22 protein-coding genes are annotated in these 25,538 nt (G+C 69.8%); 7 read left to right on the top strand and 15 right to left on the bottom strand.

Going from position 1 to position 25,538, the window contains the following annotated elements; genetic code table 11:
* Positions 1 to 52 precede the first annotated feature (52 nt).
* The 3 genes from NBM05_RS00170 to NBM05_RS00160 all read left to right on the top strand — a co-directional run bounded on the left by NBM05_RS00170 (position 53) and on the right by NBM05_RS00160 (position 4,716).
* A complete protein-coding gene (locus NBM05_RS00170) occupies positions 53 to 2,671 on the top strand; it encodes a DEAD/DEAH box helicase (protein ID WP_254164079.1) in 2,619 nt (872 codons plus the stop codon).
* Positions 2,668 to 4,146, top strand: a complete 1,479-nt coding sequence (locus NBM05_RS00165) for an alpha/beta fold hydrolase (RefSeq protein ID WP_254164077.1) — start codon at positions 2,668 to 2,670, stop codon at positions 4,144 to 4,146. Before NBM05_RS00170 ends, NBM05_RS00165 begins: the two co-directional genes overlap by 4 nt.
* 63 nt (positions 4,147 to 4,209) lie before the next feature.
* On the top strand, positions 4,210 to 4,716 hold the full coding sequence (locus tag NBM05_RS00160) for a GNAT family N-acetyltransferase (protein WP_254164075.1): 507 nt from the start codon (positions 4,210 to 4,212) through the stop codon (positions 4,714 to 4,716).
* Positions 4,717 to 4,794: 78 nt separating this feature from the next.
* Here NBM05_RS00160 and NBM05_RS00155 read toward each other — a convergent pair whose 3' ends face one another.
* Positions 4,795 to 5,556: an SOS response-associated peptidase gene (locus NBM05_RS00155; RefSeq protein WP_309248078.1), complete on the bottom strand. Its 762-nt coding sequence runs from the start codon at positions 5,554 to 5,556 to the stop codon at positions 4,795 to 4,797.
* The gene (locus tag NBM05_RS00150; protein WP_254164071.1) at positions 5,553 to 6,245 is read right to left on the bottom strand and encodes a lipoyl protein ligase domain-containing protein; all 693 of its coding nucleotides are present in this window, start codon (positions 6,243 to 6,245) and stop codon (positions 5,553 to 5,555) included. Before NBM05_RS00150 ends, NBM05_RS00155 begins: the two co-directional genes overlap by 4 nt.
* Positions 6,246 to 6,366: 121 nt before the next feature.
* Here NBM05_RS00150 and NBM05_RS00145 point away from each other — a divergent pair, with 121 nt between their 5' ends.
* Positions 6,367 to 7,872 carry a SulP family inorganic anion transporter gene (locus tag NBM05_RS00145; protein WP_254164069.1) on the top strand — a complete coding sequence of 502 codons (1,506 nt, stop codon included), beginning with the start codon at positions 6,367 to 6,369 and terminating at the stop codon, positions 7,870 to 7,872.
* Positions 7,873 to 7,912: 40 nt separating this feature from the next.
* Here the strand turns inward: NBM05_RS00145 and NBM05_RS00140 are convergent, their stop codons facing one another.
* The 3 genes from NBM05_RS00140 to NBM05_RS00130 form a co-directional block, all read right to left on the bottom strand.
* A complete protein-coding gene (locus NBM05_RS00140) occupies positions 7,913 to 8,548 on the bottom strand; it encodes an SRPBCC family protein (RefSeq protein WP_254164068.1) in 636 nt (211 codons plus the stop codon).
* A gap of 101 nt (positions 8,549 to 8,649) precedes the next feature.
* Positions 8,650 to 9,894 carry a GNAT family N-acetyltransferase gene (locus NBM05_RS00135; protein WP_254164066.1) on the bottom strand — a complete coding sequence of 415 codons (1,245 nt, stop codon included), beginning with the start codon at positions 9,892 to 9,894 and terminating at the stop codon, positions 8,650 to 8,652.
* Positions 9,895 to 9,955: 61 nt separating this feature from the next.
* A complete protein-coding gene (locus NBM05_RS00130) occupies positions 9,956 to 10,663 on the bottom strand; it encodes a TetR/AcrR family transcriptional regulator (RefSeq protein WP_254164064.1) in 708 nt (235 codons plus the stop codon).
* 278 nt (positions 10,664 to 10,941) lie between these two features.
* Between NBM05_RS00130 and NBM05_RS00125 the strand changes: the two genes are divergently transcribed.
* Positions 10,942 to 12,531, top strand: coding sequence for an MFS transporter (locus NBM05_RS00125; protein WP_302183539.1), 1,590 nt, complete (start codon positions 10,942 to 10,944; stop codon positions 12,529 to 12,531).
* Positions 12,532 to 12,650: 119 nt separating this feature from the next.
* On the opposite strand, the gene NBM05_RS15525 is transcribed toward NBM05_RS00125, so the two are convergent.
* The 9 genes from NBM05_RS15525 to NBM05_RS00080 form a co-directional block, all read right to left on the bottom strand.
* A complete protein-coding gene (locus NBM05_RS15525) occupies positions 12,651 to 13,610 on the bottom strand; it encodes an AEC family transporter (RefSeq protein WP_254164060.1) in 960 nt (319 codons plus the stop codon).
* Between the two features lie 45 nt (positions 13,611 to 13,655).
* The gene (locus NBM05_RS00115) at positions 13,656 to 14,198 is read right to left on the bottom strand and encodes a CGNR zinc finger domain-containing protein (protein WP_254164058.1); all 543 of its coding nucleotides are present in this window, start codon (positions 14,196 to 14,198) and stop codon (positions 13,656 to 13,658) included.
* A 36-nt stretch (positions 14,199 to 14,234) separates the two neighbouring features.
* Entirely contained in the window at positions 14,235 to 15,164 is a 930-nt protein-coding gene (locus NBM05_RS00110) for a ketopantoate reductase family protein (RefSeq protein WP_254164056.1), read from the bottom strand.
* Complete coding sequence (locus NBM05_RS00105) at positions 15,161 to 16,426, bottom strand: hydroxymethylglutaryl-CoA lyase-like TIM-barrel protein (protein WP_254164054.1); 1,266 nt, start codon at positions 16,424 to 16,426, stop codon at positions 15,161 to 15,163. Before NBM05_RS00105 ends, NBM05_RS00110 begins: the two co-directional genes overlap by 4 nt.
* A gap of 506 nt (positions 16,427 to 16,932) precedes the next feature.
* Positions 16,933 to 17,907 (bottom strand): class 1b ribonucleoside-diphosphate reductase subunit beta, encoded by a 975-nt coding sequence (gene nrdF / locus NBM05_RS00100; RefSeq protein ID WP_254164379.1) that lies wholly within the window; start codon positions 17,905 to 17,907, stop codon positions 16,933 to 16,935.
* Positions 17,908 to 18,021: 114 nt separating this feature from the next.
* Complete coding sequence (nrdE, locus tag NBM05_RS00095; protein WP_302183547.1) at positions 18,022 to 20,175, bottom strand: class 1b ribonucleoside-diphosphate reductase subunit alpha; 2,154 nt, start codon at positions 20,173 to 20,175, stop codon at positions 18,022 to 18,024.
* Entirely contained in the window at positions 20,172 to 20,636 is a 465-nt protein-coding gene (nrdI, locus tag NBM05_RS00090; protein ID WP_254164052.1) for a class Ib ribonucleoside-diphosphate reductase assembly flavoprotein NrdI, read from the bottom strand. The genes nrdE and nrdI overlap by 4 nt, the downstream gene beginning before the upstream one ends.
* A 70-nt stretch (positions 20,637 to 20,706) precedes the next feature.
* Positions 20,707 to 20,943, bottom strand: a complete 237-nt coding sequence (gene nrdH, locus NBM05_RS00085) for a glutaredoxin-like protein NrdH (protein ID WP_254164050.1) — start codon at positions 20,941 to 20,943, stop codon at positions 20,707 to 20,709.
* Positions 20,944 to 21,221: 278 nt separating this feature from the next.
* Positions 21,222 to 22,262, bottom strand: a complete 1,041-nt coding sequence (locus NBM05_RS00080; protein ID WP_254164048.1) for an App1 family protein phosphatidate phosphatase — start codon at positions 22,260 to 22,262, stop codon at positions 21,222 to 21,224.
* Between the two features lie 225 nt (positions 22,263 to 22,487).
* On the opposite strand from NBM05_RS00080, the gene NBM05_RS00075 reads away from it, so the two are divergent.
* Together NBM05_RS00075 and NBM05_RS00070 are read left to right on the top strand one after the other, a co-directional pair.
* Positions 22,488 to 23,021, top strand: coding sequence for a hypothetical protein (locus NBM05_RS00075; RefSeq protein WP_254164046.1), 534 nt, complete (start codon positions 22,488 to 22,490; stop codon positions 23,019 to 23,021).
* A 206-nt stretch (positions 23,022 to 23,227) separates the two neighbouring features.
* Positions 23,228 to 24,694 (top strand): anion permease, encoded by a 1,467-nt coding sequence (locus NBM05_RS00070; RefSeq protein ID WP_254164044.1) that lies wholly within the window; start codon positions 23,228 to 23,230, stop codon positions 24,692 to 24,694.
* A 124-nt stretch (positions 24,695 to 24,818) separates the two neighbouring features.
* Here NBM05_RS00070 and NBM05_RS00065 read toward each other — a convergent pair whose 3' ends face one another.
* Positions 24,819 to 25,517: a glutamine amidotransferase gene (locus NBM05_RS00065; protein ID WP_254164042.1), complete on the bottom strand. Its 699-nt coding sequence runs from the start codon at positions 25,515 to 25,517 to the stop codon at positions 24,819 to 24,821.
* Positions 25,518 to 25,538: the final 21 nt, after the last annotated feature.

The following is a 25,538-nucleotide window of genomic DNA, read 5'->3' as shown; positions in this document are numbered from 1 at the left end:
TGCGGGCGGCGTCGGGCGCGGTGGGCGGCGGCGCTGGGTAGACTCGGAGGCGATGAGACTCCTCGAAGCCCTTGAACCCTCCCTCGCCGACTCGGCGCACCCCTACGACCGCGGCGACTTCGCCTCCAACCCCCTCTCCGACGAGGAGATCTACGAGGGCTTCACCCGCTGGATCGCCTCCCGGGACATGGAGCTCTACCCCGCCCAGGACGAGGCCGTGCTGGAGCTGTCCTCGGGCGCCAACGTCATCCTCGCCACCCCCACCGGCTCGGGGAAGTCCACCGTGGCCGTGGCCGCGCACTTCGCCGGCCTCGCCACGGGGCAGCGCTCCTACTACACCGCGCCGATCAAGGCGCTGGTCTCGGAGAAGTTCTTCGACCTGTGCGCGATCTTCGGCCCGGAGAACGTCGGCATGATCACCGGCGACTCCTCGGTCAACGCCCACGCGCCCATCGTGTGCTGCACCGCGGAGATCCTCGCCAACCTGGTGCTGCGCGAGGGCGAGGGTGCGGACGTGTGCCAGGTGGTCATGGACGAGTTTCACTTCTACGCTGACCCGCAGCGCGGCTGGGCCTGGCAGGTCCCCCTGCTGGAGTTGCCGCAGGCGCAGTTCCTCCTGATGTCCGCGACCCTCGGGGACGTGAGCCGCTTCGAGGAGGAGCTGACCGAGCTCACCGGGCGGCCCACCGCCTACGTCACGAGCACCGAGCGGCCCATCCCGCTGCACTACTACTACTCGGAGGAGCCGGTCCACGAGGCGCTGGAGGACCTGGTCAAGACCGGCCAGGCGCCGGTGTACGTGGTCCACTTCTCGCAGCTGCAGGCCATGGACCAGGCCCAGGCGCTCATGAGCATCAACGTGCTGACCCGGGAGGAGAAGGACCGGGTCAACGAGGTGATCGCCGGCTTCCGCTTCGCGACCGGGTTCGGCAAGGTCCTGAGCCGGCTCGTGCGCCACGGGATCGGCGTGCACCACGCGGGGATGCTGCCGAAGTACCGGCGGCTCGTCGAGCAGCTGGCCCAGACCGGGCTGCTGAAGGTGATCTGCGGGACGGACACGCTCGGCGTCGGGATCAACGTGCCCATCCGGACCGTGCTCATCACGGCCCTGTCCAAGTTCGACGGCGAGCGCACCCGCCGGCTCAAGGCGCGGGAGTTCCACCAGATCGCCGGGCGAGCGGGCCGGGCCGGGTTCGACACCGCGGGCACCGTGGTGGTCCAGGCGCCCGAGCACGACATCGAGAACGCCAAGATCATGGAGCGCGCGCGGACGAAGTTCGGCGACGACGAGAAGAAGATCACCCAGTCCACGCGCGGCAAGAAGAAGAAGCCGCCGCAGGGCTTCGTCGCATGGTCCCGCAAGACCTTCGAGCAGCTGGTGCAGGCCTCCCCCGAGCCGCTGACCTCCTCCTTCACCGTCACCCACTCGATGCTGCTGAACCTCCTGGAGCGCCCGGGCGACCCGCTGGCCGCCGCGCGCCGCCTGCTGACCGAGAACCACGAGCCGGCCGTGCGCCAGCGCCGCCTGGTCCTCAAGGCCCTCGGGATCCTGCGCGAGCTGCTGGCCGCCGGGATCGTGGAGCGCCTCGCGGAGCCGGAGGAGGACGGCCGCACGCTGCGGATGACGGTGCAGCTGCAGGAGAACTTCGCGCTGAACCAGCCCCTCTCTCCCTTCGCCCTGGCCGCGCTGACGCTGCTGGACCCGGAGGACCCGGGGTACGCGCTCGACGCCGTCTCGGTCATCGAGGCCACGCTGGAGAAGCCGCGGCAGGTGCTCACGGCCCAGGAGCGGAAGGTGCGCGGCGAGGAGATCGGCCGGCTCAAGGCGGAGGGGGTCGACTACGCCGAGCGGATGAACATCGTCGACGAGATGACCTACCCGCAGCCGCTGGCCGAGCTGCTCGAGCAGGCCTTCGAGACCTACCGCGGCGACGCCCCCTGGATCGCGGAGTTCGAGCTCGCCCCCAAGTCGATCGTGCGGGACATGTACGAGCGCGCGATGGGCTTCGGCGACTACGTGCAGCACTACCAGCTGGCCCGCTCCGAGGGCATCCTGCTGCGCTACCTCTCCGACGCCTACCGCGCGCTGCGCCAGACGGTGCCGCTCTCCGCGCTCACCCCGGAGCTCGAGGACCTGATCGCGTGGCTCGGCGAGCTGATCCGCCAGACGGACAACTCGCTGATCGACGAGTGGGAGAAGATGACCTCCGGCGACGACGAGCCGCTGTCCCAGGAGACCCTCGAGGACCTGGTGGCCGAGTCGGCGCCCAAGGTCACGGACAACCGCCGGGCGTTCACCGTCATGGTGCGCAACGCGATGTTCCGCCGCGTCGAGCTGTTCGCGGACGAGCGCGAGCGGGAGCTCGGCGAGCTGGACCACGGCGCCGGCTGGGACGCCGACCGGTGGGCCGGGGCGATGGACGAGTACTTCGGGGAGTACGAGGACATCCACACCGACGCCGCGGCCCGCGCCCCGCACCACCTCGCGATCGACGACGCCGAGGACGGCGTCTGGCGCATCCGCCAGGCGCTGGCCGACCCGGAGGAGAACTACGACTTCTCGATGCGGGCGACCGTGGACCTGCTGTCCTCGGACGAGGAGGGCGCGCCGGTCATCCGCATGGACGAGGTCGGGTTCCCCGCGGCCGGCGGCGCCGGGGGCCGGGCGTGACGGCGTCGGGCGCCGCGCGGCCGGGCCCCCGCGCGCCCCTGGGGCATCGCGCGGGTCCCCGCCGCCGGGTCGAGGACCTGGAGCTCGTCGACCACCGGTTCCGGGTCCCCCTGACCCACGGCTGGGCCTACGGGCACGGCGAGCCGTTCGACGCCGCCGCGGCCCCCGGGCTGGCGCGGGAGGAGGTAGAGCTGTTCGCCTGCGTCGTGACCGACGTCGGGCCCCGGGCCCCTCTGCCCCCGGGCGAGCGGCCGTACCTGCTGTACCTGCAGGGCGGCCCCGGCATGGGGGCGCCGCGCCCGCTGAGCTCCTCCGGCTGGATCGCGGCCCTGGCGCCGCACTACCGGATCGTGCTGATGGACCAGCGCGGCACGGGGCTGTCGACGCCGCTCTCCGCCGAGGCGCTGCGCCGCCGCGGCGGGCCGGAGGCCCAGGCGGCGTACCTCGAGCACTTCCGCGCGGACTCGATCGTGGCCGACGCCGAGTCCATCCGGCTCGCGCTGACCGCGGGCGAGCCCGAGCGGCGCTGGGCCACGCTCGGCCAGAGCTTCGGCGGCTTCTGCACGCTGAGCTACCTCTCCTTCGCCCCCGAGTCGCTGCTGCACAGCTGGATCACCGCGGGCCTGGCACCCCTGACCGTCCCGCCGCGGGAGGTGTACCGGGCCACCTTCCAGCGCATGGCCGAGCGCAACGCCGAGTTCTACGGGTGGTACCCGGAGGACGTGGACGCCGCGGCCCGGGTCGCGGCGCACCTCGAGCGGGAGGACGTGCGCCTGCCGACCGGCGAGCGGCTGACCCCGCACCGGTTCCAGATGGCCGGGCAGCTGCTGGGCGGCACCGGCCGCGTCCACGGGCTGCACTACCTGCTGGAGTCGGCGTTCGCCGAGGGCCCCGGGCGGCTCTCGGAGGGGTTCCTGCGGGACGTCTCGGAGATCGTGAGCTTCGCCGGGCGGCCCCTCTACGCGCTCATGCACGAGGCGATCTACTGCGACGGCCCCGGCGTCGCGAGCGGCTGGGCGGCGGACGCCGTCCGCGCCGAGCGGCCCGACTACGAGGCGGCGCGGCCGCTGATGTTCACGGGCGAGATGATCCACCCCTGGTACTTCGAGGAGGACCCCGCGCTGATCCCCCTCGCGGAGACCGCCCGGCTGCTGGCCGAGAAGGACGACTGGGGCCGCCTCTACGACCGGGGGCGGCTCGCGCTGAACACGGTGCCGGTCGCGGCGTCGGCCTACCGGCACGACGTCTACGTCGACCACGACCTCGCGCTGGCGACCGCCGCGAGCGTGGCGGGCCTGTCCGCCTGGACCTCGGAGACCCACCACCACGACGCGCTGGGGCAGGACCCCGACGCGGTGCTGGGCGCGCTGGGCGAGCGGCTGGTCTCGCTCGGGGCCCTCGCGGAGTCGCCCATCGCCCCTCGTGAGGAGCCCTCTCAGAAAGTTCCTCGTCCGTTTGGACCGGGGCGTCGGTAGACTGGTACGAGCAGCACACCCCTGCCCTCACGGGCTGTCACGTCGTCATCGTAGGAGGTCCCCATGAGCGGAAAGATCACCCTGATCGGAAAGACCTGGGCGAACACGCATCCTTTGACCATCGTGTCCCGCGCCGTCTCCCACGGCGACGCGGAGGGCCTGGCCAAACTGTTCTTCATGTCCTACGACGACGGCTCCGTCAACAGCCAGGCGGAGGCCCGGGAGATCATCCAGCAGCTCTTCGCGGGAGAGTTCGGGACGCTGATCGCGGACGCCTCGCAGGTCATCGTGGACGAGAACGAGCGCATCGTGGCCGCGATCCTGGTGCTCGAGTCCCGCCGCGGGGACGGCCTGCCGCAGTCGCCCTACATCTTCGAGCTCTTCACGGCCTCCTCGCGGCGCCGGGAGGGCATGGCCGAGCAGCTGCTGCGCGTGGCCATCGACCGGCTGCACCACGGCGGGTACGACGACGTCGCGCTCCGGATCGACGAGAACAACGCCGCGGCGCTCGCCCTGTACCTGACGCTCGACTTCAACCGGTGGTTCCCGGACTCGGACGAGGTCTACTGAGGCGGAGGGGTCCGCTGAGCCGCTGAGGCGGCGAGGTCTCCTGAGCCGGCCCACCCGCCGCGACCGTGCGCCGAGCGGCTAGAGGAGCGTGCCGGCCGGCTCGATGAGGCCCGGCCCGTTGTTCGAGACGTTGCCGACCTCCGAGCCGACCTCGCGCAGCCGCCAGGTCGCGGCGACGTCGTACGCCCCCTCCCGGACCCGTTCGACCGCGGCGTCGGGGCGGTCGGTGGCGCGCAGCCAGCGGGTCAGGGCGTCGTCGTCCGCGCCGGTGAAGGCCAGCGGGATGGGCAGGCGGTCGTGGAGCCGGGAGAGCTCCGAGAGGGTCGCGGCGCCCTCCTCGGCGAGCTCGGCCTCGCGCTCGCCGGGCGAGTCCATGGTGAGGATCGTGGTCGAGAGCAGCCAGCCGCCGGCCTCCGGCCCGTCCGGGACCTTCCACCACTCGTAGAGTCCGGCGAAGTAGATGTTCTGCGCCTCGTCCTCCGGGTGGACGTAGAACGGGGTCTTGGCCGGCCGGCCCTTCTCCGGGGAGGGGTGCTTGAGCCACTCGTAGTAGCCGGTCGCGGGGACCGCGCAGTGCTGGGCCTTGACGGCGTGGCGGAAGGTCGGCTTCTCCAGGACGGTCTCGCTGCGGGCGTTGAAGGCTCGGGAGGAGAACGACTCGTCCTTGGCCCAGCGCGGCAGCAGGCCCCAGCGGGCGGCGTGCAGCTCGCGGTGCCACGCGCCGTCGTCCTCGTGGTCCACCAGGACGGGGACCGTCTGGGTCGGGGCCACGTTGTAGTTGTCCAGGTCCTCCTCGAGCTCGACGCCGCCCAGCAGGTCCCCCGCCGCTCTGGCGATCACGTACCGTCCGCACATGGGCCGTCCCACCTCTCGTACTCGGCGAGGACCGCGTCCTCGACGTCCTCCCAGCGGGCCTCGGGCACTGCCTGCTCGACCGAGCCCACGGTCGCCGGGTCCAGGTCCAGGCCGAGGCGCGCGTACGCCTCGGTCAGGACCTCCGCGAGCGGCTCGCGCCCGCCGACCACGACGGCGGCCGAGAACCACCACCCGCCGGCGACGACGCGCTGCGCCGTCCCCACCAGCTTAGTCCTGCTCCCGTCCGGCAGGCGGGCGTGGACGCTGAACTCCCCGGGGCAGTACTCGCGGGGCAGCTCCCCCACGCCGGCCTCGACGCCGAGGTCGGCCAGGGCGCGGACCCAGAGCGCGCCGAACTCCCGGTAGCGCTCGAGGTTGCCCGACGTCGCGTCCCGGGCGGGCTGCAGGTGGTCCACGATGAGGCAGGTCCGGTGGTACGCGGCGGCCCGGCCGCCCACCTTGCGCACGATCGGCGCGAACCCGGCGGCGCGGACGGCCGCGGCGGCGGCGGCGTAGCCCGGGTTGAGCTCGTCGCGGCGGCCGAAGGCGACCGTGGGCTCCGGGCGGCTGATCCGCAGCAGCGCCCCTTCCTGCCCGGCGGCGATGCGGCGCAGCCGGGCCAGCAGCTCCTCGCCGTCCCGGCCGGCCTGCGCGCCGGCGCGCTCGATCTGCACGGTGTCCCCTCCCGCATCCGGTGGTCGTCTCCTGGTTCAGCGTATCCCGCGTTTGGCCGGCGGCGGCGTCGGGTATCTAATGGAGGGGTTCTCCCCCGCCCCATCCCATCCGAGGTGACCCGTGCCCAGCCGCCCCCAGACGCTCTCGCCGCTGCAGCGGCAGTCGGTGCTCACGACCCTGCGCAGCCCGCGCCGCACCTCCGTGGAGCTGCTCGCCGGCCTGGTGACCTCGCTGGCCCTCATCCCGGAGGCGACGGCGTTCGCGATCGTCACCGGGCTGGACCCGCGGATGGGGCTGTTCGGTGCCGTCATCGTCGCGCTGATCACGGCGGTGCTGGGCGGGCGGCCGGCCATGGTCTCGGCGGCCGCGGGGTCGGTCGCGCTAGTCGCGGCGCCGCTGGTGCTGACCCACGGGGTGCAGTACTACCTCGCGGCGGTGATCCTGTCCGGGATCGTGCAGGTCCTGCTCGCGGTCGTCGGCGCGGCCCGGCTCATGCGCTTCATCCCGCGCTCGGTCATGAAGGGGTTCGTCAACGCGCTGGCGATCCTGATCTTCACCTCGCAGCTGCCGGAGCTGCTGGGCGTCCCGTGGCTCGTGTACCCGCTGGTGGCGCTGGGGCTGGCGATCGTGTTCCTGGTGCCCCGGCTGACCACGGCCGTGCCCGCGCCGCTGGTGGCGATCGTCGTCGTGACCCTGGTGGCGGTGCTGGCCGGGGCGCGGATCCCCACCGTGGGCGACCGGGGCGAGCTGCCCGAGGCGCTGCCGGTGCCGGGGCTGCCCGACGTCGCGCTCAGCCTGGACACGCTCGCGATCGTCGCGCCCTACGCGCTGGCCATGGCGCTGGTGGGGCTGGTCGAGTCGCTGCTGACGGCCAAGCTCGTGGACGACCTCACGGACACCCACTCGGACAAGACCCGGGAGTCCTGGGCGCTCGGCGTCGCCAACACCGTGGCCGGGCTGTTCGGCTGCATGGGCGGCTGCGCGATGATCGGGCAGACCATGATCAACGTGAAGTCCGGCGGGGGCCGCACCCGGATCTCGGCGTTCGCGGCCGGGGCGTTCGTGCTGCTGCTCGCGGTGACCCTCAACGACGTCGTCGCGGCGATCCCCATGGCGGCGCTGGTGGCCGTGATGGTCTACATCTCCTTCACCACGTTCGACTGGCGCTCCATCGGCCTCGGCGCGCTGCGCCGCATCCCGCGCTCGGAGAACCTCATCATGGTCGCCACGGTGCTGGTCACGGTGCTGACCCACAACCTCGCGCTGGGCGTGGTGGTCGGCACGGTGGGGGCGATGATCGCGTTCGCCCGCCGCGTCGCGGGCTTCACCCGCGTGGAGCGGACGCTGGAGCACGACGCCGCGGGCGCGCCGTCGACGGCCCGCTACCGGGTGCGCGGCGAGCTGTTCTTCGCCTCCTCCAACGACCTCTACTACCGCTTCGACTACGCGGGCGACCCGCCGCGCGTGGTGATCGACTTCAGCGAGGCGCACGTGTGGGACGCCTCCACGGTCGCGGCGCTGGACTCCGTGCTGGCGAAGTACGGCCGCGGCGGGCACGACGTCGAGGTCACCGGCCTCAACGACGCCTCGGCGACGATGTACCGGCGGATGACCGGGACGCTGTAGGGGCGGAGCCGGCGGGTCAACCTGCGGGCGCGCCGGCGGATCAGCCGGGCTGCTCCTCGCCCCGGTAGAACGACGCCGTGCGCCGGGCCGCGGTCCGCGCCTCGCCCTCGTCCGCGCCGGCCGCGACGTGGGCGCGCCCCCACGCCTGCGCCGACTCGTCGATGAACGCGCGGCCGTCCTCGGTCTCGTGGATCCGCGCCATCCGGGACGGGTCGGCGCGCTCGTCGCCGCGCAGGCTCAGGGCGAGGGCGGTGAGCGCGCCGTCCCACCCCACGCCGACGGCGGCGGGGCCGAAGGTCCGCCAGTGCTCGTTCTCGGCGACGGTGTGGCGCAGGGTCAGGGTGGTGCCGTCCTGGCCCTCGGTCAGGACCAGGGTCAGCTCGCTCGCGGCCTCGCCCCGGTCGTCCCAGGTCAGCGAGAGGTGGCGCGGGGACTCGCACGTGCGGACCTCACCCTCCATGCCGCTGTCGGCCAGGCGGTAGCGGCCGCCGCTGCGCAGGTCGCCCTCGACCCTGCCGAACCAGCGGGCCAGGTGCCCGGGGTCGGTGAGCGCCCGCCAGAGGTCATCGGCGGGTTCCCCGAAGGTCTTCTCGAGGACGACGACGTGCGCCTCCTCCTTCTCGGCGACGTGGCGCTCGGAGTCTGACAGCAGCTCGGTGATCCGGATCTCACTCATGACTCGTGTCTACCGGAGGGCGGGGACGGGTGCAAGCATCTGGAGGGCGGTGGGGCCAACCCAAGGGCCCGCCCGGCGGCCGGAGCAGACCCGGCACGCCCTCATCGCCCGTCGGCGGCGCGCCGCATGATCGTCCGGGGCCAGCGGTCGAGTCCGTGGGACGCCTCGGCCCGGCGGATCCGGAGGAGCTCCGGATCCGCCCGCGCGTCGTCGAGCCGCTCGAAGCCGAGGCGCTCGTAGTACGGCGCGTTCCACGGGACCTCGGCGAAGGTCGTCAGGGTCAGCTCTCCGCACCCCAGAGCCCGGGCCTCCCGGTCCGCGCGCTCGAGGAGCAGCTCGCCGAGCCCCAGCCCGCCGTGGGCGGGGTCCACGCTGACCTGCTCGACGTGCAGTGACCCCTCGAGCCATTCCGCGACGAGGTACCCGGCGGCACCCGCCCGTCCCCGAGCCGTGTCCTCCTCGACCACCCAGGCGAGCCCGGCCGCGATGTGACGCGCCAGCTCCTCCGCGGCCGGCGGCGCGTCGTCGGCCACGGGCTCCATGCCCAGGGCGCGGAAGGACTCCCCCGCGGCCCGCTCGACAGCGCGCATCGCCTCGACGTCGCCCGCCCCGGCCCGGCGCACGCCATAGCGCCGGGCCCGCCCGGTGATCAGGTGCTGCAGGCGCGGCTCGTGGCCGGGGACCGTGCCCCAGCGCCGGTCGGCCTCGAGCACCTCGCGCAGGGGCGTCAGTTCGACGTCGCGGAATCCCGCGCGCTCCAGGACGGCGGCGGTCTCCTCGATGCCCTGCGCCTCGGCCAGCGGCAGGTGCTCCCTGACCTCCGGGCGGTAGTGCTCGGCGAAGCCCTCGGTGGGGTTCGCGTCGATCCCGCGGGGGAACCACGAGGCGTCGACCAGGGCCAGGGTCCCGCCGGGCCGCAGGAGGCGGTGCCAGCGGCGCAGGGCGGCCTCGGGCTCCCGGAGGGTCCAGGCGAGGTACCGGCTGGTGACGGCGTCGAAGGAGCGGTGCGGCTGGGTGGGGCGGACGGCGTCGTCGAGGGCGAAGCGGGGCGGGTCCGCCAGGCCGGCCGCGCGGGCGCGGGCCTGGTCCAGCATGCCGTGGGAGAGGTCGGTGGCGGTGACCGAATAGCCCAGCTCGGCGAGCAGGATCGCCGCGTGGCCGCCGCCGGTGCCGAGGTCCAGGACGTCGGCCGGCGGGGCGGGCAGGGCCGAGCGCCACACCGCCACCCAGAGGCCGCGGTCCAGCTCCTCGCGCTCGGTGCGGTGCTGGGCGGCGGTGTAGGCGGCGGCGCGGTGGTCCCAGTAGGAGGTGATGATGCGCTGGATGCTGGGGTCGCTGGGGTCCACTCGGTCGCTTTCTGAGGTGGTCTGGGGGCGCGGGGCGCCGGGGCGGTGAGACCCGGCCGGCTCATGCCTCGCGGTCTGGGCGGGGATCCTCCGGAGTCGCCGGGATGGGCTCCGCGCCCCTGGCCGCGAGGTACTCGCGCGCGTGCCGCCGGCCGGCCGCGAGGAGCGCGGCGGGATCGGTGACGCCGAGGGACTCGAGCAGCGGGAGCCACGCCTGCTCCACACGGTGGGCGAGCCGGTCCAAGGCGCCGAGGCGATCCGCGAGCTGATAGGTGCCGTAGAGAGCGGAGACCATCGTCCAGGCCTCGTCGCCGAGGTCCACAGCCCGGGGCAGCTGTCCGGCCTCCCGCGCCCGGCCCAGCTGACGCTCCGCCAGCGCCACCCACGTCGCGCAGGGCTGGGAGCCTCCCCCGGCGGGTGCCGTGCGGTCGCTCTCCAGCGCCATGGCGGCTCGGAAGACTCGCATGTTCTCCTCGTCGGTCACGACGACGAACACGATGGCCACGAGGGCCTCCAGACCCGGGATCCCCCGCCGCTCCAGGCCGTCGACGCCAGCGCGCAGCAGCTCCTCTTGACGGGAGAGCACCGCGTGGGCGAGGTCCGCCTTCGCCGGGAAGTGGTAGGTGATGAAGTTCGGCGTGCTCTTGCCCAGCGCCTTGAGGATGCGCGCGTGAGAGGTGCCGCCGTAGCCGGCACTTGCGAACTCGCCGGCGGCGGCGTCGAGGATGAGGTCGCGCGTCGCGGCGGAGCGTGGTTGGCGAGTCGGCATCCGCGCCTCACCCCCTCTCGACTCTGCATCGGCCGTTTCGTCGGCCCTCAGCTTACCCATCGAGGAGGTGGCAGGACGTCAACCGACATGGGGCGCCGTCGGGACTCGCGGTCGACGTCCTCAGATTTTTAGATGGCCATCTAATTTAATGATAGCCTCCCCTCAACGCGAGCGAGCCGGCGCATTCCGCTGCGCCCCTCGCCCGTCCGAGAAGGTTCTGCACCCACGTCCTACTAGTCCCTCGCGGAGGACCAGCGCCGAAGGAGCGTCGCATCACGATGTCCGATCAAGCCGACCCGAGCTCTCCCCATGTCACCAGTGGTGGCCCAGCGCCCGATGGAGGCCCAGCACCCATCGGCACCCCCGTCCCCACCGGATGGATCTTGGCCGCCGTGGCCACCGCGTATCTCGTCGTGATGATGGACTACTCGATCATCAACGTCGCCCTCCAGACCATCCAGGAGGACTTCGACGCCTCGAACGCGCAGCTGCAGTGGATGGTCAGCGGCTACGAGATCTTCTACGCCGCGCTGCTGCTCCCGGCCGGGTTCCTCGCGGACCGGTACGGACGCAATCGCGTCCTGATCCTGGGCCTCGTCGTTTTCCTCCTCGGCTCGGCGCTCATGGCGACCTCCGCTACGGCGGGCCAGATCGTCACGTGGCGTGTCGTCATGGGCATCGGCGGCTCGGTGGTGCCGGCCACGACGCTCGCGATCATCAAGCACGTCTTCCCCGAGGGCCGCCAGGCTCGCGCGATGGGAGTGTGGTCGGCCGTCGGGGGCGCGTCCGTCGCCGTCGGGCCCGTCCTCGGTGGGGTCCTTGTTCAGGGGTTCCCCTGGTGGAGCGTCTTCCTCATCAACGTGCCGATCGTCGCCGCATGCCTCGCCGTCATCGCCAAGGCCACGCCGGAGTCGAAGCGGCCCACCGGGGCTCGGCTCGACGTCGCCGGCATCCTCCTGTCCACCGCGGGCGTCGGCGCGTTGGTCTTCGGTCTTATCCGGGGTGGCGAGACCGGACGGTGGGCGGCATGGGAGACGGCCGGGACGGTCGCCCTCGGGCTCGTCCTCCTCATCCTCCTCGTCGTCGTCGAGCGTCGTCGGCTCGCGCCCATGCTCGACGTCGGCCTATTGTGTCACCGTTCCTTCGCCGCCGGCACCCTGTCCGTGTCGCTGGCGTACTTCGCGCTGACCGGCGGGACGTTCCTGCTCGTGTTCTACATTCAACTCGTCCGTGGTCAGTCACCCGGGGAACTCGGCCTGTCCATGCTTCCCGTCGCCGTCGGCGCCATCCTGGGAGCGCTTGTCGCCGGCTGGCTCATGCAGGCCCTCGGCGCCCAAGCGACCGTGAGTGGGGCGACGCTGCTCCTCGCCTTCGGATTGGGCCTGTTCGGCGTCGCCGAGGCCGGCACCCACCAGGCCTGGATCGAGATCGCCTTCGGCGCCGCGGGTCTGGGCATGGGCATCACCATGGGCGCGACGACCACGCTGACCATGGGTGAGATCGACGATGCTCGCGCCGGGTCCGGTGCCGGGTTGATCAACACCATCCGCGGCGTCATGTCCATCGTGGGGATCGCAGTCCTCGGCGCCGTGTACTCGCTGGAGTACCGGGCGCGCATCGGACCTTCCCTCGGGAACCTCCACGCCGATCTGCCCGCGAGCGCGGATCAATCTCTCTCCCAGACCCTCACCGCGGTCAGGGACGCGGCCGAGATGGACGCCGATACCGCGGCGGCCGTTCTCGGCGAGGCTGAGACAGCCTTCCTCGATGCGTTCCACCTCGGAATCTGGGTGGCCTGCGGGGTCCTTGCTCTCAGCCTCCTGGTCGGCATGTTTCTTCTGCCCGGGAAGGAACGACCTGAGAGATAGTGGGGGCGTTCCGGACGACCGAGAAGGCGAGGCTGCCTGGGAACCTGACTTTGGCCGGATCGCCGAGCGCTCGCAGCCGTCCGACCCCCGCACTGCTCAGAAACGCGTTTCCCCGATAGTCATGAAACGAACAACGCCAAGACGGTCGGTATCGTCACCACCCCGAGCAACGAGGTCGTCGCGATCATCCCCGATACGAGGCGAGGGTCGCGGTCCTCCTGCTGGGAGAGGATGAAGGCGGTGGTGGAGGTGGGCATGGCCGCCATGAGGATGAGCGTGGACGCCCACGGCTGGCCCATTCGAGGGTCGAGGACGGCCAGGGCTGCCACCGTCGCCACCGGCAGCAGGAGCAGCTTGATCGCTGTGCCGATGGCGAGAGGAATCCGTGGAACGGAGCCATCCCTGAGCCCCGCGCCTACGGTGGGGAGGGAGAGGCCGACGACGAACATCGCTAGGGGCACCGCGACCTGGCCCACGAGTTCGAGGGTGTCGACGGCCATTGCGGGAAGTCTCACCCCCAGCAGAGAGACTCCGACGCCCGCGGCGACGCTCAAGGTCACCGGATTCGTCAGGATCGCCTTGCGAGCGGCCGTCCACAGCATCTTCCGCACCGAGACGTCCCCACCCCGGTCCGGAGACAGCATTCTCGCCAAGGGATAGCCGAGCATGAACATCACGTTGTGGATGAGCTGACCCATCGCAGCGGCCAGCCCCGCCTCGGGACCCAGGACGCTGAGCGTGATGGGCACGCCCATGTACCCGACGTTTCCATACCCGACGGCCAGTGCCAGCGGAGCGGCGACCCCACCCGATCCGGCTCCGAGGAGTCGTCCGGAGACCCAGGTCAGCGTCGACATGAGCGCGGTGACCCCGAAGGCGATCGCTGTGAAGGTCCAGGGAATCCCCTCCCGCACAGGGGCCGAGGTCACCGCGTTGAATAGGAATGCCGGAAGGGCGAAGGTGAGGACGAAGACCGTCAACGAGGGCCCGATGGCACGCATCCTGGAAGAGACGCTCGCCATGCCGCCGATGGCGAGCACCGCGAACAGGGGGCCGATCGCGGTGAGAGCGCTAAGCACGGTGGATCCTGGCGCTCGCCCGGCCATGCCACCGCGGCGCTGGCGTTAGGACGTGCGAGCCCGGTACGCCTTGACTCGTTCGCGGGTCTGGCAGCGAGCCGAGCAGTAGTGCTTGGTCCGCGTCGGCGACCGGTCGATCAAGACGTCGGCGCACGCGGAGGATTCGCAGATGCCCAGCCGATCCCGAGGCACCCGACCGACATGGGCGACCAGCGACGCCACCAGGACGGCGAACATCAGTCGTTCCGGCCGATCGGTAACCCACGTCAGATGGACCACCTCGTCGTTGACATCCAAGCGCGGCCTCAACCCCGCCTCGTCGAACGCCGTGTTGAGTCGCTCCACGATGGATCCGGGCCATGCGCCCGTGAATACGGGGTACACGCGATCGCACGCCGTGGCGACCAGTGCGTCGTTCGGCTCTGCGATCCCCGGGGGCCATACCGACCGCAGGACCCGACGGGGCTCGGACTCCCACGCCGGGTATCCCTCCCACGCTCGTGTCGAGACCTCCTGGGGCACGGCTGCCCATTCGTTGACGAACTCGACAACGGTCTGGACTGGAATCTGGGGCACATGCAGCGGCATGCCCCCCAGGATAGACACCCCGAGGGCCGGGGCGTCTCATCGGCGGGCTCGAGCTCGTGCCTCACGCGGGGCCATGGCCGCGTAGATCGTGTCCAGGACGGGAGTGGGCACGCAGAGTCGCTCGGCTCGGTGCACGACCGCACCGACCTGGTCTTCGAGCTCGGAGGGACGGCCCGCCAGCAGGTCTCGATGCATCGACGAGGTCGTCCCCGGGGCGAAGCCCGTCAGGTACACCTCGGAGACGTCGTCGAGATCCTCCTGGGTCAGCCGCACCCCCTCGGCCGCTGCGACAGCGAAGACCTCGCGCATGGCCTGAGAGACCAGCCTCCTAGTGCGCGCATCCGCGCGGGTCTCGCCGACCGTCGCGTCGACGATGGCTCCCACGCCACCGTACGAGCAGATCAACGCGAGCTTCTTCCACAGAGCCGCGGTGATGTCATCGGTCCAGCTCATGGTGAGACCCGCCGCGGAGAGCGCGTCCGTGAGTCCCCGTGCAGACGACGCCCTCCGGCCGGACGGGCTGCCCACCGTCAGCGACGCGTCGGGGCCGATCAGGCGAACGGCCAGGGGTGCTACTCGGGTCGCGATGACGACCACGGTGCTGGCGAGGACCTGCTCGTCCCGGAGGTGACCCCGCGCGGACGTCGGTGCGTCGATGCCGTTCTGGGTTGTGAGGACGGGTGCCTCCGGGGGAAGCGCCGCGGCCAGGTCCCGGGCGGCCTCACCGACCTGCCAGGCCTTGGTGGTGACGATCGCAGCGTCAGCCTTCACTCCTGCGAGGGATTCCACGTTCCGCACCCCGGTCACATCCTCAATCCCCTCGTGAGTGAGAATCCTGAGGGTTTCGCCGCGACCGTGGTCGCCCGACATCTCACGCACTTTGAGGACGACCTCTTCACCAGCCTGGGCGAGACGTGCCGCCAGATACAAACCGAGGCTTCCCGCCCCGTAGACCACGATACTCATGCTCGCGCCTCGGACATCGTGGACGTCTCCAACGGCTGTTCCTGGAGCACGATCTTGGCGATGTCGACGACATCGGGAAGCCTCACGATGTCGTCGTGGAAGTCCCAGATCTGCGCGACGAGCCGTTCGTACTCGGCGAGCTTGGAGGTGTGCTGGGTGTCGAAGCGAGCCTGCAACCTGTTGTACACCTGCGCTAGCACAGCGTCGCTCAATGAGTTCTCGCTGATGCCGCCCTCCACGAGGATCTGCCGCAGATACTCGGGGAAGAGCCCGATTCGATTGAGGAAGTAGTCGACGGGCCGGGAGACCCCGAGATAATCGGGAACATTGACGATTCCGGCGTTTTCATTCTTGACCAGGAAGCCGCTAACAGCCCTATACGGCGTCGGCACGGTGAGGTAAACACGTTCGGAGAACCGGGCGGCAGCGATGACTCCATCGACGTCCACCGGGCCAGTGCTCACGCTGATGTTGTTCTCCTCGAGACAGCGTGCAATGGACTCCAGCTCCGCGAGCCCCGCCCGATTGCCGGTGCCGGCAACACCGCCTTCGATGACCTGAAAGCCATGCAACACGCTCACCAGGGAGTTTGCCGTTCCGAGCCCGCGATCATTGTGACCGTGCAGATAGAAGGTCGTGTCTGGATTGTCGTGCACGAGATTCGCCGCCAGGACCGCTGTGGAATCCGGATAGAGCGTGCCGACCGAGTCGTTGATCCTGATGAGACTGACGCCTATTGCGCGGGCGCGTTCGATCTGAGCCATCAGGTGACCGTAGTCGTCCTCGTCGATCTCGGTAGAGAACGCGTTGAGAAGACTCGCGCGAATCTTGCCGACTCCGATGTCTCTGAGACGCTGGGCGACCCGCTCGAATAGACGCCGCTCGGAGTCGATCTCGATCATGCCGATGCTGACGTATATGCGCTTCAGGAGCTCGCGCGGAACCTCCTGCTCGAGCTTCTCGACCAGTGGTTCCCAGGTCTTGAGCGTCAGGTTGAAGGAAAAGGTCGTGTCGTCGGTGATGGAGTCAGCTGATTCCTGCAGGAGAAGAAGCTTACGCAGGAATTGAGCCTCGTGAAGACCGGATCCCACGTCGATGTCCTTAATACCAGCTTGGGACAGCTTCTCGACGAGGCGGATCTTGTCGGTATCCGCAGCGCCGTAGATGGCACGTTCACCGCCTTCGCGAATCGTCTCGTCGGAGATGGCTTGGAGGGAGAAGTCACGGTAGCGGGGCCGGTGGCCCCTCGGGAAGTCGAGCATCGGATCATCCTTTCCCAGCGAGCTTATGCTGTAACGCACATCCTGCCATATCGCCGTTACGCAAGGATGAGCGGGTGGATCACGCGCTCGCAGAGGAAGCGTTCCGCTTGAGGAGTCCTAGGGGCCTGGTGCCTGCTGATCGGTCAACACTGCATGCCACAATGGGCGTTCATGCATGTGAGATCCGGCTTTTGGTCGCATTCAGCCCCTATCGTCTCTGGCACTGACTGGGCATTTGTGGGTGACGCCTCATCGCTGATCGACCCAGGGGAGGGTGAGATCTTAGGATGGCCCGCACCGGGGAACTGCCGTTGCAGGCACCCGGGTTTTGCTCTTACCGGTGGCGCTCGAAGGGCCCCGCAATCAATCCCCGGGGCGATTCACCAGTAGTGTCTAACCCTCCTGTTATGCGCTGGTCGCATGCAAATGGCCCGGACCCGCAGCACGCTGCGGGTCCGGGCCATCACAGTTCAGCCGTCCTGAGGTAAGGGACGTCTGGAGGAGACTTAGAAGTCCCAGTCCTCATCCTCCGTGTTCACGGCCTTGCCGATCACGTAGGACGAGCCCGAGCCCGAGAAGAAGTCGTGGTTCTCGTCGGCGTTCGGGGACAGCGCGGAGAGGATCGCCGGGGAGACGTCGGTGACCGAGGACGGGAACATCGCCTCGTAGCCGAGGTTCATCAGCGCCTTGTTCGCGTTGTAGTGCAGGAACTTCTTGACGTCCTCGGACAGCCCCACGGAGTCGTACAGCGAGTGGGTGTAGGCCACCTCGTTCTCGTACAGCTCGAAGAGCAGCTCGAAGGTGTAGTCCTTCAGCTCCTGCCGGCGGGCCTCGGACTCCTGCTCCAGCGCGCGCTGGTACTTGTAGCCGATGTAGTAGCCGTGGACGGCCTCGTCGCGGATGATGAGGCGGATCAGGTCCGCGGTGTTGGTCAGCTTCGCGTGCGAGGACCAGTACATCGGCAGGTAGAAGCCCGAGTAGAAGAGGAAGGACTCGAGCAGGGTCGAGGCCACCTTCTTCTTCAGCGGGTCGTCGCCCTGGTAGTAGTCCATGACGATGTTGGCCTTCTTCTGCAGGTGCTCGTTCTCACGAGACCAGCGGAAGACCTCGTCGATCTCCTTGGTGGAGGCCAAGGTCGAGAAGATCGAGGAGTAGGACTTCGCGTGCACCGACTCCATGAAGGCGATGTTGGTGTACACGGCCTCCTCGTGCGGGGTCTGCGCGTCCGGCAGCAGCGAGACCGCGCCGACGGTGCCCTGGATGGTGTCTAGCAGGGTCAGGCCCGTGAACACGCGCATGGTCAGCTGCTTCTCCTGCTCGCTCAGCGTCGACCAGGACTGGACGTCGTTGGACAGCGGCACCTTTTCGGGCAGCCAGAAGTTGCCGACCAGGCGATCCCAGACCTCGAGGTCCTTCTCGTCCGGGATGCGGTTCCAGTTGATCGCCTCGACGTGGTGCAGCAGTTCGACCTTCTCGCTCATCATGGCGGAATCGACTCCTTGGGAAATCTGTGGGGCTTCAGTATAGGTGGACGACGCCGCCGGCCCGGGTTCTGGAGGCTGCCGGGCCGGCGTCGTCGGGATGGGCTCGAAGGCCTAGAGCATGCAGGACACGCAGCCCTCGACCTCGGTGCCCTCGAGCGCGAGCTGGCGCAGGCGGACGTAGTAGATCGTCTTGATGCCCTTGCGCCAGGCGTAGATCTGGGCCTTGTTGATGTCGCGGGTGGTGGCCGTGTCGCGGAAGAACAGGGTCAGCGAGAGGCCCTGGTCCACGTGCTGGGTCGCCTCGGCGTAGGTATCGATGACCTTCTCGTAGCCGATCTCGTACGCGTCCTGGTAGTACTCCAGGTTGTCGTTGCTGAGGAACGGGGCCGGGTAGTAGACGCGGCCCAGCTTCCCCTCCTTGCGGATCTCGATCTTCGAGGCGATCGGGTGGATCGACGACGTCGAGCCGTTGATGTAGGAGATCGAGCCGGTCGGCGGGACGGCCTGCAGGTTCTGGTTGTACATCCCGTGCTCCCGCACGGCGGCCTTCAGCTCCTCCCAGTCCTGCTGGGTGGGGATGTGGACGCCGGCGAACAGCTCGCGCACCCGCTCGGTCTTCGGCTCCCAGGCCCGGCGGGTGTACTTGTCGAAGTACTCGCCGCTGGCGTAGGCGGAGCGCTCGAAGCCGACGAAGCTCTCCCCCCGCTCCCGCGCGATCGCGTTGGAGGCGCGGATCGCGTGGTAGGTCACGGTGTAGAAGTAGATGTTAGTGAAGTCCAGCCCTTCCTTGGAGCCGTAGTACACCCGCTCGCGGGCCAGGTAGCCGTGGAGGTTCATCTGGCCCAGGCCGATCGCGTGGGACATGTTGTTGCCGCGCTCGATCGAGGGCACCGACTCGATGTCGGACATGTCCGAGACCGCGGTCAGCCCGCGGATCGCGGTCTCGATGGTCTTGCCGAAGTCCGGCGAGTCCATCGTCGTCGCGATGTTCAGCGAGCCGAGGTTGCAGGAGATGTCCTTGCCCACGGTCCGGTACTCGAGCCCGAGCTCGTACTCCGAGGGCTCGGAGACCTGGAGGATCTCGGAGCACAGGTTGGACATGATGATCTTGCCGTCGATCGGGTTGGCCCGGTTCACGGTGTCCTCGAACATCACGTACGGGTAGCCGGACTCGAACTGGATCTCCGCGAGGGTCTGGAAGAACTCGCGCGCGTTGATCTTGGTCTTGGTGATCCGCGCGTCGTCGACCATCTCGTAGTACTTCTCGGTGACGTTGACGTCGGAGAAGGGCATGCCGTAGACGTTCTCGACGTCGTACGGGCTGAAGAGGTACATGTCCTCGTTGCGCTTGGCCAGCTCGAAGGTGATGTCCGGGATGACGACGCCGAGCGAGAGGGTCTTGATGCGGATCTTCTCGTCCGCGTTCTCGCGCTTGGTGTCGAGGAAGCGGTAGATGTCCGGGTGGTGCGCGTGCAGGTACACCGCGCCGGCGCCCTGGCGCGCGCCGAGCTGGTTGGCGTAGGAGAACGAGTCCTCGAGGAGCTTCATCACGGGGATGACGCCGGAGGACTGGTTCCTGATCTTCTTGATCGGGGCGCCGGACTCGCGCAGGTTGGTCAGCGCGAAGGCGACGCCGCCGCCGCGCTTGGACAGCTGCAGGGCCGAGTTGATGGAGCGCCCGATGGACTCCATGTTGTCCTCGATGCGCAGCAGGAAGCAGGAGACGAGCTCGCCGCGCTGCTTCTTGCCGGCGTTGAGGAAGGTGGGGGTGGCCGGCTGGAAGCGGCCGGAGATGATCTCCTCGACCAGCTCGGTCGCGAGCTGCTCGTCGCCGCGGGCGAGGTTCAGCGCGACCATCAAGACGCGGTCCTCGAAGCGCTCGAGGTAGCGCTCGCCGTCGAAGGTCTTCAGCGTGTAGGAGGTGTAGAACTTGAACGCGCCGAGGAAGGTCGGGAAGCGGAACTTCTTCGAGTAGGCGAGCTTGGACAGCGACTTGATGAAATCCATGCTGTACTGCTCGAGCACCTCGGCCTCGTAGTACTGGTTCTCCACCAGGTACTCGAGCTTCTCCTCCAGGTCGTGGAAGAAGACGGTGTTGTTGTTCACGTGCTGCAGGAAATACTGGCGCGCGGCCTGACGGTCGGCGTCGAACTGGATCATCCCGTTCGCGTCGTACAGGTTCAGCATCGCGTTGAGCTCGTGGTAGCCGAGGCCCTTGTACTTCTCGGGGATCTTCTTCTCGGCGGGGCCGCTCTCGGCGGTCAGGCCGGGTGTCGCGAGTTTCGTGTCCACAGCGCTTTCAGTCCTTCGTTGACGCGGGCGACGTCCTCGGACGTGCCCATCAGCTCGAATTTGTACAGGACGGGGACCTCGCACTTGACCGCGATCTTGTCGGCCGCAATGCAGTAGAGGTCGCCGAAGTTGGTGTTTCCCGCGCCCATGACCCCCAGCATGAGCTCGCGGTTGCGCGGCACGCGCAGGAACTTCATGACCTGGGGCGGCACGGCGCCGCCGGAGCGGGGCCTGCCGTAGGTGGGGGCGCAGAGGACGAAGGGGCGCTCCATCACGGGAGCGTCCTCGCCCGTTCGCAGGGGGAGCCGGACCGAGTCGGCCTCGAGCTTCTGCACGAATTTGTGGGTGTTGCCGGAGACGGAGGAGAAGTACACCACGAGGGGGCGTTCCGTCCCGGTATCCGTGTCCCGCCTCCCCTCGAGTGCGGTATCCACGATCTTCCTCCTCAACGAGGATGGTGCCGCGGGCCCGGCCCTGCCCGGAGCGGGCCCGCGGGGTTCTGGGCTAGGAGACCAGGGCCACGTCCAGCTCGGCGATCTTGTCCGGGCGGAAGCCGGACCAGTGATCGCTCTCGGTGACGACCACCGGAGCCTGCATGTATCCGAGGCCCTTGATGTGCTCGAGGGCCTGGGCGTCCTCGGTGACGTCGACGACGTCGTAGGCGACGCCGCGCTTGTCGAGGGCGCGGTAGGTCGCGTTGCACTGGACGCAGGCAGGCTTGGTGTACACAGTCACAGACATGGTGGCTCCTTGCGATGAATGCTCTGCTCCCGTAATGGAGCGCTGTCTGGGGAAGTTGGTTTTAATACTACATCTTGTGTTGGGGCCTGCAAGGCTACCCAAGATGGTGTGGAGCACCCCGAAACGGTTATCCCCAGCCTGTGCAAATCACATCCGTGTCATTGTGCCGCGGGATCACGCGGCGGACGGTTTCCGCGCGGCACTTATCCCCCGCTGGATCCACAGGAAAGATTTTTTTCGGGCGCCCGCGGCCGTGTCGCGAGGCGCCTCGAAGGAGCCTACAGCAGGTCCGTCTCGCGCAGCTTGTCCGAGAGCGTGGCGCCGTCGTTGGCCTCCATCCAGAGGCTCCCCGCGGCGACCTGCTTGGCGCGGTCGTCGCCCCACACCCGGCCCGAGGCCAGCACCGACTCCCCCACGCTCAGGTTGCGGATGATGATGGCCGCGACCCGGTCCGGGTAGCGCAGCGCGAAGCCGTTGTAGATGTCCGGGTCACGCTGGCCGTCGTCGCCGATGAGGATCCAGCGGACGTCGGGGAACTCGCGGACCAGGCGGCGCAGCGAGTTGACCTTGTGGGCCGCGCCCGAGCGGAACCAACGCGTGCGGGTGGGCCCCCAGTCGGTCAGCAGCAGCGTCCCGTCCGGATAGGCGTTGCGGGAGAGGAAGCGGCGCAGGGCCGGGGCCACGTTCCACGCGCCGGTGGACAGGTACATGACCGGCGCGTGCGGGTGGGCCCGGAGCAGCCGCTCCATGAGCACCGCCATGCCCGGCGTCGGCATCCGCGCGTGCTCGCTGATCACGAAGGAGTTCCACGCCGCCAGCATGGGGCGCGGGAGGGCCGTGACCATGACCGTGTCGTCGACGTCGCACACGATGCCGATCCGCTGGTCCTCGGGGGCCACGTAGACGCTCGAGACCACCTCCTCGGAGGCGCCGGTGCGCATGCGGACCTCGTGGTCGCCGGGCTCGAGCTCGATCTCCAGCTGGGCGTCCAGGACCCCGCCGCGGTCGGCCCGCACCGTGAAGACGCGGCCCCCGATGCGCACCTCCACGAGCGCGTGGGAGATCGGTACCGAGGTGAAGGAGCGCCAGCCGCGGGCCGGGCTGGTGGCCCGCTGGTCCCCCACCAGGGACTCGGTGAGGTGCGAGAACAGCATGGTCTTGTAGAGCGCCCGCCCGAGCACCCGCACCCAGCGCGTGGTCCCGTAGCCCACGAAGGGGACGATCACCGGCTGGTTGCCGGCGCGGATGGCGGTGCTCTCCCGGTAGTCGTGGATGCGGTCCGCGACCTTGAAGGCCAGGTTGGCGGCCTCCTTCCCCATCGAGTGCGCATCTTTCCTGCAGCGGGGTGATCGGGACTTCGCCATGCGCCCAGTTTCTCACAGCGCCGCGCCGACTCCCGGCCGGACGTGCCGGGGCGCGGGGCCTCCCCTCGAGGGCGCTCGCGCGTCATACTCGGGCGACCCTAGCGTGACAAGGCCTTTTGGTGTACTACTTTCGTATTAACAGATGACCATCGCGGTGCGCGACGGAAGGGCGTGGGGACCATGTACGAGATCATCGCGGGATACCTGGCCCCGCTGGTCGCCGCCTCGACCCTCCTGGTCCTGCTCGTCCCCGTCGCGCGGCGCCACCTGGCCCCCTCGGCCCCCACGACGCCGCACCCCGCCTTCTGGGTCCCGGAGAACCCGCGCCTGGAGGTCCACCTGGATCGGAGCGGGGCGCCGAGCGGGGCCCTCGCCCTGGTCATCCGCAACGGCGGCCAGGAGCGCACCCTGCGGGTCACGGGAACCCTGACGGTGGGGCACCAGACCCAGCCCGTGCGCGTCCCCGACCTGTGGGCGGGCGAGCAGATCAGCCAGCGCCTGCACGGATTCCCCCTCCAGCCGCAGGAGGAACCGGCGTCCCGCACCGCCGGCCCCGTTCCCGTCCCTGCCTCCGTCCAGGAGGCGACGCCGGCCGCCGCACCCCTGATCGCCTGGGACCTCTCCTGGCGCACCCCGGACGGCCGGACCGGCCGCGAGCTGGGCACGGCCCCGCTCGCGCTCCCGGGACGGGCCTCCGCGGCCACGGCGGGCTGAGTCGCCGCGGACCGTGGCCGCCCGGCACGCGGCGTCGGTCGTGGATCACACCTCCCCGTGCCGCACGGCACGTGAGATCTCCCCCATAATCGCCCCTCCGGCCCGCGCCGCCGGGGTGCGCCGGGTCTAGTGTTGAGTCGTCCCGCGGGCGGATCGCCGCCCCCGCGGACCCCAGCACCCGTCCACGGAGAATCGAGGGAACCCCCATGCCCACCACGACGAGCACCAGCACGCGGGAGGGGGGAACGACGTCGCGCGCCCGGCGTGCCATGGCGCTGAAGATCGCCGCCATCCTGCTCGTCACCCTCGTCCTCTACTTTCTCCCCGTCCCCGACGGCGTCGACCCGCGGGGCATGCACATGGCCGGCATCTTCGCCGGGACCATCCTCGGGCTGATCCTCCAGCCGCTGCCGACGGCTTCGGTAGCCGTCATCGGCCTGGCCGCCGCGATGATCACCGGGACCATGGACACCGGGACCGAGGCCCTGCAGGGCTTCGGCAACGCCACGATCTGGCTGATCGTGGCCGCCTTCTTCATCGCCGACGGGTTCCTGCTGACCGGGCTCGGTCGGCGCATCGCGCTGCTGTTCGTGGCGCTGCTCGGCAAGTCCTCCCTGGGCCTGTCCTACGGCATGGCGCTGACCGACCTCGTGCTCTCGCCGGCGACGCCGTCCAACACCGCGCGCGCCGGCGGCGTCGTGTACCCGATTGTGAAGTCCCTGGCCGCGGTCAACGACTCGCACCCGACCTCCGACGAGTCCCGCAAGAGGCTCGGTGCCTACCTCTCCCTGACCTCGGTGCAGGTCAACACCATCACCTCGGCAATGTTCGTGACCGCCATGGCCGGGAACCCGCTGGCCGTGGGCTTCGCCGCCGACGCCGGCGTCGAGATCACCTGGGGCACGTGGGCGCTCGCGGCGCTCGTCCCGGGCATCGTGTCGCTCGTCGTCATGCCCTGGTTCATGGCCAAGGCGTACCGCCCCACGATCACCAGGACGCCGGAGGCGCCCGCCCACGCGCGCGGGGAGCTCAAGGAGCTCGGCCCGATGAGCCGCGGGGAGTGGACCATGCTGGTGACCTTCGTGCTCCTGCTCGTCCTGTGGGTGCTGGGCGGGACCATCGGGGTCAACGCGACCGCGGCGGCCTTCGTCGGCGTCGCCATCCTGCTCGTGACCAAGGTGCTCACTTGGAAGGACATGGCCGCGAACTCGGGGGCCTGGTCCACGCTGATCTTCTTCTCGGTGCTCGTGGGGATGGCGAGCCACCTGAACGACCTCGGCGTCATCGACTGGATCGGCGACGAGGTGGCCGGCCTGGTGGGCGGGATGCCGTGGATCGCGGCCTTCGCCGTCCTCACGCTCGTCTACTTCTATGTCCACTACCTCTTCGCGTCCAACACCGCGCAGGTCGTGGCGATGTACGCGGTGTTCCTCGGCGCGGCCATCGCCACGGGCGCCCCGCCGCTCTTCGCGGCCCTGGCCCTCGGCTTCATCGGCAACCTCATCGGCGGGCTGACCCACTACGCCTCGGGGCCGGCGGGCGTGATCTTCGGGTCCGGCTACGTCAAGACCTCGGAGTGGTTCAAGGTCTCCTTCTTCGCCTCCGTGGTCAACATCCTGATCTGGAGCCTGGTCGGCGGCGGGTGGATGTACCTCATCGGCATCTGGGACTGACGGGCCCCGCCGCCGGGCGGGGAGGCGCTCCCCGCCCGGCGCCGGGGACGCAGGAGGCCGCGGGCCCGTTCGGTGGAACGGGCCCGCGGCCTCCTGCGTCCTGCGGGCAGCGGCCCGCGCGCGTCTAGTCGAGCCGGTCCAGCCAGACGGAGAAGACGTCGTGGGCCTGGGACCGGAGGTCCGAGGCGTAGTCCTGGGCTCCGCGGCGCAGGCCCTCGAGGTCGACCCCGTGGGCGGCGAGCTCGTGCGCGTGGCCCACGAGCCACGCCTCGACGTCCTCCGGCTCGACCTCGATGTGGAACTGCAGGCCGAGCAGCCGCTCGCCCAGCTGGAAGGCCTGGGTGGAGCAGGCGTCGGTCTCCGCGAGGCGCTGGGCGGAGTCGGGGACGCCGAAGGTCTCCGAGTGCCAGTGCAGGACCAGCTGCCCGTCCAGGGGCGCCAGCGCGGACTCGCGCCCCTCCTCGGTCAGCCGGATCGTATCGAAGGCGATCTCCGGGCGCTCCATGGGCGTGACCTCGGCCCCCAGTGCCAGTGCCATCATCTGCGCGCCGAGGCAGACGCCGAACGTGGGCCGGTTGGACTGCACGCGGGTGGCCACGACCTCGCGCTCGTCCCGCAGGAACGGGTACCGCTCCTCGTCGTTGACGCTCAGCGGCCCGCCGAGGACCACCAGGAGGTCCGCCTCCTGGGCCCGGTTGGGGTCCAGCGGGGTGACGGGGACGTCGCAGTACTCGACCTCGTAGTCGTGGTGCCTCAGCTCCGCCTCCAGCACGCCCAGGTCCTCGAAGGGGACGTGGCGGATGACGTAGGCGCTCTTGCTCATGGGTGGGTCCTCACGCTCGGC

It is taken from the genome of Rothia santali, assembly GCF_024199905.1.
Classification (GTDB): domain Bacteria; phylum Actinomycetota; class Actinomycetes; order Actinomycetales; family Micrococcaceae; genus Rothia; species Rothia santali.
This window is presented reverse-complemented; position numbering and strand designations above follow the sequence as displayed.